Source organism: Burkholderia puraquae, assembly GCF_002099195.1.
Classification (GTDB): Bacteria; Pseudomonadota; Gammaproteobacteria; order Burkholderiales; family Burkholderiaceae; genus Burkholderia; species Burkholderia puraquae.
The window spans coordinates 21,007-29,978 of record NZ_NBYX01000042.1 but is presented as its reverse complement, the minus strand read 5'-3'; the positions used below and the strand labels follow the sequence as shown (position 1 = coordinate 29,978).

Here is an 8,972-nt window from a genome sequence, read left to right as displayed (position 1 = left end):
GGCATGCTGGCGGCGGACGCCGCGTTCGACGCGGTGCAGGCCGGCCGCCAGAGCGACGAACTCAACGCGTACCCGGACGCCTTCAAGCAATCGTGGCTGTACACGGAGCTGTACCGCGCGCGCAACTTCAAGCAGTGGATGGCCAAGGGGCTGTACCTGGGCACGCTGATGGTCGGGCTCGAGCAGAAGGTGATGGGCGGCAACGTGCCGTGGACGCTGCACCACAAGCACGCAGACCACGAGATGCTGAAGCCGGCATCGCAATGCGAGCCGATCGAGTATCCGAAGCCGGACGGCAAGCTGACGTTCGATCGCCTCTCGTCGGTGTTCATCTCGAACACGAACCACGAGGAGAACCAGCCGGCGCACCTGACGCTGAAGGATGCGAACGTGCCGGTGAACGTGAACCTGCGCACGTACGCGGGGCCGGAGGGGCGTTTCTGCCCGGCGGCCGTGTATGAATTCGTGAAGAACGACGACGGCAGCGATCGGCTGGTGATCAACGCGCAGAACTGCGTGCACTGCAAGACGTGCGACATCAAGGATCCGACGCAGAACATCGTGTGGGTCACGCCGGAAGGCGGCGGCGGGCCGAATTACCCGAACATGTAACGCAACGCATCCCCGCGCCTGCGGGCGCGAACGAACCGGAGTGAGACGATGAGCAATGCAGCGAAAGAAGTCGTGGTGGTGAGCGGTGTCCGTACCGCGATCGGTGATTTCGGCGGCAGCCTGAAGGATTTTTCGCCGACCGACCTCGGTGCAAAGGTGGTCGCCGAAGTGCTGTCGCGCGCGAACGTGCCGGGCGATGCGGTCGGGCACGTCGTGTTCGGTCACGTCGTGAACACCGAACCGAAGGACATGTATCTCGCGCGCGTCGCGGCGATCAATGGCGGCGTGGCGCAGCACACGCCCGCGCTGACCGTGAACCGCCTGTGCGGCTCGGGCCTGCAGGCGATCGTGTCGGCCGCACAGACGATCATGCTCGGCGACGCCGACGTCGCGATCGGCGGCGGCTCGGAAAACATGAGCCGCGCACCGTACACCGTGCCGGCCGCGCGCTTCGGCCAGCGCATGGGCGACGGCAAGCTCGTCGACATGATGCTCGGCGCGCTGCACGACCCGTTCCAGACGATCCACATGGGTGTGACGGCCGAGAACGTCGCGGCGAAGTACGGCATCTCGCGCGACGCGCAGGATGCGCTGGCACTCGAATCGCATCGTCGCGCGGCGCGCGCGATCGCGGAAGGGCGCTTCAACGACCAGATCCTGCCGATCTCGATCCGCACGAAGAAGGGCGAGGTCGCGTTCGACACCGACGAGCACGTGCGTCACGACGCGAGCGCGGACGATTTCACGAAGCTGCGCCCGGTGTTCGCGAAAGAGAACGGCACCGTGACGGCCGGCAACGCATCGGGCATCAACGATGCGGCCGCAGCCGTGCTGATGATGAGCGCGGACGCCGCGCGCGCGCAGGGCGTGAAGCCGCTCGCCCGCCTCGTCGCGTATGCGCACGCGGGTGTCGATCCGGCGTATATGGGCATCGGCCCTGTGCCGGCCACGCAGAAGGCGCTCGAACGCGCGGGCCTGAAGATCGCCGATCTCGACGTGATCGAGGCGAACGAGGCGTTCGCGGCCCAGGCGTGCGCGGTCACGCAGGAGCTCGGCCTCGATCCGGCGAAGGTCAACCCGAACGGCTCGGGCATCTCGCTCGGTCACCCGATCGGCGCGACCGGCGCGCTGATCACGGTCAAGGCGCTGTACGAACTGAAGCGCATCGGCGGGCGTTACGCGCTCGTGACGATGTGTATCGGCGGCGGCCAGGGGATTGCGGCGATCTTCGAGAACATCTGATAATCGAACGCTCAGCACCCGAACACACAGGAAATTTCATGGCCATCGAAATTGTCGGCGTCGTGGGCGCCGGAACCATGGGCAACGGCATTGCGCAGACCGCCGCCGTTGCAGGACTCAATGTCGTGATGATCGACGTCAGCGACGCCGCGCTCGAGAAGGGCATCGCGACGCTGAAGGGCAGCCTCGAGCGGCTCGTGTCGAAGGACAAGCTCGACGCAGCCACGCGCGATGCGGCGCTGGCGCGCATCACGACGTCGACCGATTACGCGAAGCTGGCAGCGGCCGATATCGTGATCGAAGCCGCGACCGAGAACGTCGAGCTGAAGGGCCGCATCCTGAAGCAGATCGAGGCGGTCGCACGGCCGGAAGCGATCATCGCGACCAACACGTCGTCGATCTCGATCACCGCGCTTGCGGCGCCGCTCGCCGATCCGGCGCGCTTCGTCGGCATGCACTTCTTCAACCCGGTGCCGCTGATGCCGCTCGTCGAGATCATCCGCGGGCTGCAGACGAGCGACGCGACGGCGTCGGCGGTGCGCGAGCTGACCGAGCGTTTCGACAAGTCGCCGATCGGCGTGCGCAATTCACCGGGCTTCGTCGTGAACCGGATTCTCGTGCCGATGATCAACGAGGCGTTCTTCGTGCTGGCTGAAGGCATCGCGTCGGCCGAGGAGATCGACGCGGGGATGAAGCTCGGCGCGAACCACCCGATCGGGCCGCTCGCGCTGGCCGACCTCGTGGGCCTCGACGTATGCCTCGCGGTGATGGACGTGTTCGTGAAGGACTTCGGCGATCCGAAGTATCGCGCGTGCCCGCTGCTGCGCGAGATGGTGACGGCTGGAAGGCTCGGGCGGAAGGCCGGGCGTGGGGTGTACGACTACAGCGCATGATGCACGAGCCGGGTACCGGTTGCATGGAGGTTCCTGTGTGAATCCAGGGCTTTCATGAAACCGGTCCGCAGTACGGATCGGGACGGCACCCCGGAGGCTGGATTGCGATCCAGCCTCCGGGGTGTTTTTTTACGCCATGCGCGGCGTGGCCGCACGCTGCGTGGCACCGAACGGATCGTCAGGCGGAAACAGTGTCGACGGGATCGGCAACATAGTTCGCGATGCTGAAGAACCGATAGTCGCTCAGCAGATCCGGCGCCGGGAACCCCTCCGGATGAATCCGCCCGTAAATCGGGCTGTCGGGGCGCAGGCCGGCCAGGGTCAACGCGAGTGTGAATTCGTTGAACGGCGCCATGAATTGACGCGACACGAAATGCATGCCCCAGTTGAACACCGACGGAAGCTGCTCGGTGCGCAACCACGTGTCCGGCCCGCCCGGCGCACGCGCGCAAAGGTTCTCCGCCCACGGGCTATGCCCTTCCACGATGAGAAAGCCGTGCTTCGCGTGGCGCTTCCAGCGGGTCAGGAAATCGATGAGATCCGCCGCCGCCACGTAACCGGGAACCAGGCCTTCCGCATCGCTGTACGCCACCTTGAACGCCCGCTTGATCTGGTCGAGCGCGATCGGCAACTCGGCCTGATTCGATACCGTCATGACGCCCGCATAGTGCTGATCGATAACCGCGCGCAGGCGTGCTCGATCGACGGTGCGGAGATGGCGCTCGAGGATCGCTTCGGCGGCGTCCTTGCGACGGACGCTCAGCCGGCGGTTGTGGACCAGGAACATGAAGGTATGCAACAGGTCGCTCAGTCGCGCCGGGCGCACGCTGCCGTCCGGCTGCCCGACGGTCAGGCCGCTTTCGGCCACGGCTTCGTCGTAGCGGTCGGGCTGGGAAATGTCGGCGGCGATCACGCGTACCTGCACGCCGGCGATGTCCTTCAGCGCAGACAGCGTGGCGGCTGCGCGGCCGCGCGCGGATTCGTTGTAGTCCGCGCCGATCACGAGCAGCGGATAGGCCGCGAGGTGCCGGCCGCGCCGCGTCGACGTAATGACGTATTCCGCCAGGCGCTTCAGCGCGCTGCCGTCGCCGCAGCCCATGTCGGCGATGCCGGCCGGCTGGCGATCCAGCGGCGTGTCGTCGAACAGCGCGCGCAGGATTTTTGTCGTGATTTCCTGCGACGCCGGCCCGGACCCGGCGCCGCTCGACGCATACACGTTCATCACGCGATCGATGTGGCCGTCGCGATCGATATCGAGCGGATCGGGGTTGCGGAACAGGAGTTCGTCGAGCAACGCATACGAACGCAGATAGGACGCAGGCAACCCCGCGTAAGGGGCGGCAATCGGACGGTGAATCCGGCCCGACTCGGTGAGGCGCACCGTTTCCCGATCGATTTCCGCCATGCCGAACTTGCACATCAGCGCCCATGCCGCGTGCAGCACGACAGGATCAGCCTGCGTCCAGGCGCCGACCGCGACCCCGTCGGGCTGCTTGTCGAGCCTGGCGAGGATGCCGGGCGCCGATTGCGAGTACTGGCCATCCGGCTGCCTGTCGAACACCGGCATATCGAGCGCGACCCAGGTCGGGCCGAGCAACAGGCCGTCCATCGCCGTGCGCAGCTGTCCATTCACCTGGCGCTCCAGATCGGTGGCCGGAATCGGAAGCTCCGGCCAACCCGCTACGCAGATCCGCGCGAGCTGTGCATACAGCACGCTGTCGTCGGCCGCGATGCGCGTTCGATGACACAGGGCGTGCAGATGCTGGAGCACCGACGTGGCATTGGCCAGTTGCTCGAACAGCGGACGGGTGTGCTCGACGCACGCGACGACATATTCACCGGCCGGGGTGAGCGCATATTCGGCGTCTTCGTCGCCGCGATCGAGGGTCAGCCAGCCTGCCAGGCTCAACAGGTTGAGGGCGCCCCACAGAACCCCCAGGTTACGGGTCGGGTCGGGCTGGCGGGACGTTGCGAACGTGCGCATCGCGCGGGGCGTGCCGGCCCGCAGGCCGTGGAACGCGCCCGCAAACACCAGGCGCGCCAGCGTCGGCACCAGCACGATGCCGTTCGCCCAGTTGCAACTGCGCGTATAGGCCATCACGCGCTGAGCGTCGTGTCGGCCGATGCGCAGCGTGGCCGCATGCGTGTGTTGCTCGAGCTTGACCGGCAGCTCCATGTCGAGCACCTCGACGCCGATCTTGGTGCCGGCCGACAGGCCGAGCAACGTGCGTGTTTCGTCGGGATAGGCGTCGAGATAGTGTTCGAGCTGCCGGGCCAGTGCGGTGGTGGAATCACCAAGGTCGAATCGGGCGTGCATGTTGGGCGGTCTCACAGGGTCGAAGGTTGGGCTGCAATGGATGAAGACGCATCCGAATCGGCGTGCGCGGCGGCAACCGCCGGCGCGGCGCCGTGAGTCCGGGGCGCGAGATGGGCGGCCAGCGCGCGAATGGACGGGTAGTCCCAGACCGCGGACGGATCGACGGTCACGCTGAACGTCTCGCTCAATACGATCGTCATTTCGACGGCGAGGATCGAGTCGAAGCCGATTTCGGCGAACGTCGACTCGCGCGTCAATCGAAGCTTGCGGTGCTTGAGGCGCTCGCCCAGCCACGCGATGAGCCATTGTTCGACGGCATGAACCTGCTGGCGATCGAGCAGGCTTGCGGGCTCGCTCACGATCGGGGTTGCGGTCGAACCGGCGTCTTCGCCGGCTGGCGCGTCGGGCGCGCGGGAGACCGAATGCGCGTCGGCATGGGCGTCCAGCAACGGATCGACGAGTTGGCTTGCGCCCGGGATCGTTTGCTCGATCGAGCCGATCTCGAACCCGGTGCGCGCTGCCCAGTCGTTCAATTCCACTGTCGTGGGCAACGCAGATCGCAGGCCGACCTGCCGTTGCGCTGTCTCGATCGCGCGTTCGTACTGGCTCTGCACCCAGCGCAGCGTGCCGTCGCCGATGCGCTGCTGTGCAGCCGCGCGTTCGATCACCGCCAGCAGCAATCCCCATTGCGCGATCGTGCCGAGCCAATAGTTGACCCAGACGGCGGCATGCGCGGCGCCGTCGAGTTTCGACGCATTGGCGAGCCCGTCTTGCGCCAGCTGTGCGCCCAGCTCGCGCAGCTCCCTGGCCAGCGCACCGGCGCCCAGCGCACGCTCCAGATAGCGCAGCAAATCGTCGCTTCCGTTGAGCAGACGACTGCCCAGGTGAACCAGCAGCGTTTCGGTCGGCCCCTCGAAGATGCGGGTCAGGCGCGCGTCCCGGAAGATCTGCGGCGCCAGGTTGGTCTCGATATACCCCCGGCCACCCAGGAACTGCATCATCTCGTCAGCAGATTGCGACAGCAGCTCGGAGCCGAGAATCTTCGAAATCAGGAGGCAGTCTTCAGGTAGCGCGACGCCGAGGTCCAGTTCGGTGGCCAGATGCTCGACCAGCGCGCCGAGCCCGTCGATGCGGTCCCGCAGCTCGCCCAGGCGCAGGCGGCTCAGCGGGTTGTCCAGCAGGAGGCCGGTGCCGACCTGGCGCCGCGCTCCGTAGCGATGCATCAGCTGCGCGCAGCGTTTCATTCCGCCCACGCAGACGGCGGCGATGCCAAGGCGCGCAATGTTCATCGCATGCTGCGCCACGAGCATTCCCTGGCCGATATCGCCGAGCCGGTTTGCGTCGCTGATTCGTGCCCGATCCAGATGGAGCGAATTCTGGATCATGCCGCGCACGCCCATCGTCAGCTCCTCGGCACCGATCCGCACGCCTGGCGTGCCGGGGCGCACTGCCAATCCGACCATTCCGGTGCCGTCGGCCTGCTTCGCGAACACGTTGATGATCCCCGCCCATGCGGATGAGCCGCTCCAGCGCTTGTTCCCCGTGACCAGCCAGTCGCCGGACTCGGTGCGCTGTGCGCGGGAGGCGATCGCGCGCACATGCGAGCCCGCGGCCGGCTCCGTGATCGCGAATGCGGCGAGCATCCGGCCGCTCGCGAGGCTCGGCAGCAATTCCTCGCGCAACGGCGGCTGCGCATGCTGCATGATCGGCAGGATCCCGAGCGTGTTGTTCAGGGCGACAAAGAAAGCGAGGGTCGAGTCGATCGCGGCCAGCTGCGCCAGCACGCGCGACATGTCGCGCTGGCCGAGGCCGAGGCCGCCATGCGAACGGTCGATCGGCATGCCGAGCAGGCCCCGATTCCCGAAATCGAGCACGACGTGCGGCGGAATGGTGCGACGCTCGTCCATGGTTCGCGAATCGATCCGCGTGCGGGCGTAGTGCCTGAGCCAGTCGTTCAGTTCGTCGACGGTGGCGCTGTCATCGCGCCGGCGATCGTTGGCCGCCGGCTTGTCGGCAACCGCTGCCGGGTGCGCGGGCTGCCGGCGATCGGGCGCGGGCGTATGTACGCCGCCCTCGACGTCCCACTGCGCGAGGATCGTCAGCGCGCCGTCGTGCAGCTGCGTGCGGCACGTGCTGCGGCGCACCTTGCCGCTCGACGTTTTCGGCACGCTGCCGGGCGACACCAGCACGATCGCGCTCGGGCCGATGTCGAGGCGGTTCCAGATCGCCTGGCGAATCGCGTCGATGAAGCTGTCGAGATTGCCCTTGCGCTGCGTGCGCTCGACTTCCGCCACGACGATCAGGCGCTCCGCATCGACCTGGTCGTCCATGAAGGCCGCGCAACCGTTCGGCACGAGTTCCGGCACGCCGACGATCAGCGCGTACTCGATGTCTTCCGAGTAGTAGTTGCGGCCGGCCAGGATCACCATGTCCTTGAGCCGGCCGGTGACGTAAAGCTCGTCGTCCAGAATGAAGCCGAGATCGCCGGTGCGCATGAACACCTGATCCCGATGGCCCGCCAGACTGTGATGGAAGGTCGAATGCGTCTGCTCGTCCAGATGCCAGTAGCCGGCGGCGACGCTCGGGCCGGCCACGCAGATTTCGCCGATGGTCCGATCGGCGCAACGCTCGTTCGTTTCCAGGTCGCGCACGATCACGTGTTGTTCGCCGTCGGTGCGACCCACGCTGACCAGGACCCGTTCGCCCGGACGATCCAGCGGCTGCGGCGACACGCCCAGGAATTCGCCGCGCAGCACCACGGATTGCCGCTGGAGGGCAGCCTGGTCGACGCATAGCGTCCGGATCGGATGCTGCTCCGTGCGACCGGCGACATACAGCGTTCCCTCCGCCAGCCCGTAGCACGGCAGAAAACCGTCGGCGGTGAAGCCTGCGGCGGCGAAGCGCTGCGCAAAATCGGTCAAGGTGCTGGCGCGCACCGACTCGGCGCCGTTATAGGCGGCCCGCAGGCACGACAGGTCGAGCGTCGCCAGCTGTTCGTCGGAGATCCGCCGGCAGCACATCCGGTAGGCGAAATCCGGCGCGCCCGTCAGATCCGCACGGTACTGGCTGATCGCATGCAACCACAGGTACGGATGCTGGATGAAGCGTTCCGGGGCCATCAGCACGCTCCGGAAGCCGCCGTAGAGCGACGTCAGGATCACGCTGATCAGGCCCATGTCGTGGTAGGGCGGCAGCCAGCTGACGATCGTGCTCTGCTCGTCATAGGCGAGCCATTCGCGCATCAGCCCCAGGTTGTGCATCAGGTTGCCGTGCGACACCATCACGCCCTTGGGGCTGCCGGTGGTTCCCGACGTGTATTGCAGAAAGGCGATCTGGGATGGCTGCACGCTGGCGGGAGAATGCACGGGATCCAGCACCTGCGCGCCCCCGACGTCGAGCAGCGTGCTGCCGGATGCGTCGGTATCGGCGAGCCAGGTCGCGCAGCGCGCATGGTCCTCGGCCGAACACAGAATCGTGTTCGCGCCTGCGTTCTCGACGATCCCGGCGATCCGCACCATATGCTGCCTGTTGCGCGGCGGGTAGGCGGGAACCGCGATGGCGCCCGCATACAGGCACCCCATGAAGGCGCTGACATAGTCGAGCCCCGGCCGGCACAGCAGCAGGACCCGGTCGCCGATGTCGATCGCGTTCTGCTGCAGCAGCGCGGCGACCCGGCGAGCGCGAGCGTCGAGTTCCGCGAAGGTCATCGATTCGGACTGTTCCTGTTCGGGCGGGCCGCTCAGGAACACGTAGGCGGTTTTGTCGGCGAGCGTGGCGGCCCGGTTCTGAAGCAATTCGCTAAGCGTGGTCGGCAAGATCGCAGTGGTCATGATGTCGTCGGAAGAGGAATGAAAACAGCGCGCAGCGGCCGGACGCCGGGCGGCGCCCATGCATTGCTGCGGCGGGAA

Annotated in this window: 5 protein-coding genes; 3 read left to right on the top strand and 2 right to left on the bottom strand. The window is 66.8% G+C overall.

All coding sequences use genetic code 11. From position 1 onward, the window contains the following. The 3 genes from B7G54_RS37025 to B7G54_RS37015 all read left to right on the top strand — a co-directional run. Positions 1 to 612 (top strand): 4Fe-4S dicluster domain-containing protein (locus B7G54_RS37025; protein WP_208864977.1); only part of this gene is annotated, 612 nt, incomplete at its 5' end. Between the two features lie 48 nt (positions 613 to 660). After that, on the top strand, positions 661 to 1,854 hold the full coding sequence (gene bktB, locus B7G54_RS37020) for a beta-ketothiolase BktB (RefSeq protein WP_085043599.1): 1,194 nt from the start codon (positions 661 to 663) through the stop codon (positions 1,852 to 1,854). 38 nt (positions 1,855 to 1,892) lie between these two features. Beyond that, the gene (locus tag B7G54_RS37015) at positions 1,893 to 2,747 is read left to right on the top strand and encodes a 3-hydroxybutyryl-CoA dehydrogenase (RefSeq protein WP_085043598.1); all 855 of its coding nucleotides are present in this window, start codon (positions 1,893 to 1,895) and stop codon (positions 2,745 to 2,747) included. Between the two features lie 178 nt (positions 2,748 to 2,925). Here B7G54_RS37015 and B7G54_RS37010 read toward each other — a convergent pair whose 3' ends face one another. Together B7G54_RS37010 and B7G54_RS37005 are read right to left on the bottom strand one after the other, a co-directional pair. Then, positions 2,926 to 5,064 (bottom strand): AprA-related methyltransferase, encoded by a 2,139-nt coding sequence (locus B7G54_RS37010; RefSeq protein ID WP_085043597.1) that lies wholly within the window; start codon positions 5,062 to 5,064, stop codon positions 2,926 to 2,928. A gap of 11 nt (positions 5,065 to 5,075) precedes the next feature. Continuing rightward, on the bottom strand, positions 5,076 to 8,894 hold the full coding sequence (locus B7G54_RS37005) for an AMP-binding protein (RefSeq protein ID WP_085043596.1): 3,819 nt from the start codon (positions 8,892 to 8,894) through the stop codon (positions 5,076 to 5,078). Positions 8,895 to 8,972: the final 78 nt, after the last annotated feature.

Coding starts and splice junctions, on each gene's coding strand:
- B7G54_RS37015 (WP_085043598.1), top strand. CDS start 1,893: ATGGCCATCGAAATTGTCGGCGTCGTGGGCGCCGGAACCATGGGCAAC.
- B7G54_RS37010 (WP_085043597.1), bottom strand. CDS start 5,064: ATGCACGCCCGATTCGACCTTGGTGATTCCACCACCGCACTGGCCCGG.
- B7G54_RS37005 (WP_085043596.1), bottom strand. CDS start 8,894: ATGACCACTGCGATCTTGCCGACCACGCTTAGCGAATTGCTTCAGAAC.
- bktB (WP_085043599.1), top strand. CDS start 661: ATGAGCAATGCAGCGAAAGAAGTCGTGGTGGTGAGCGGTGTCCGTACC.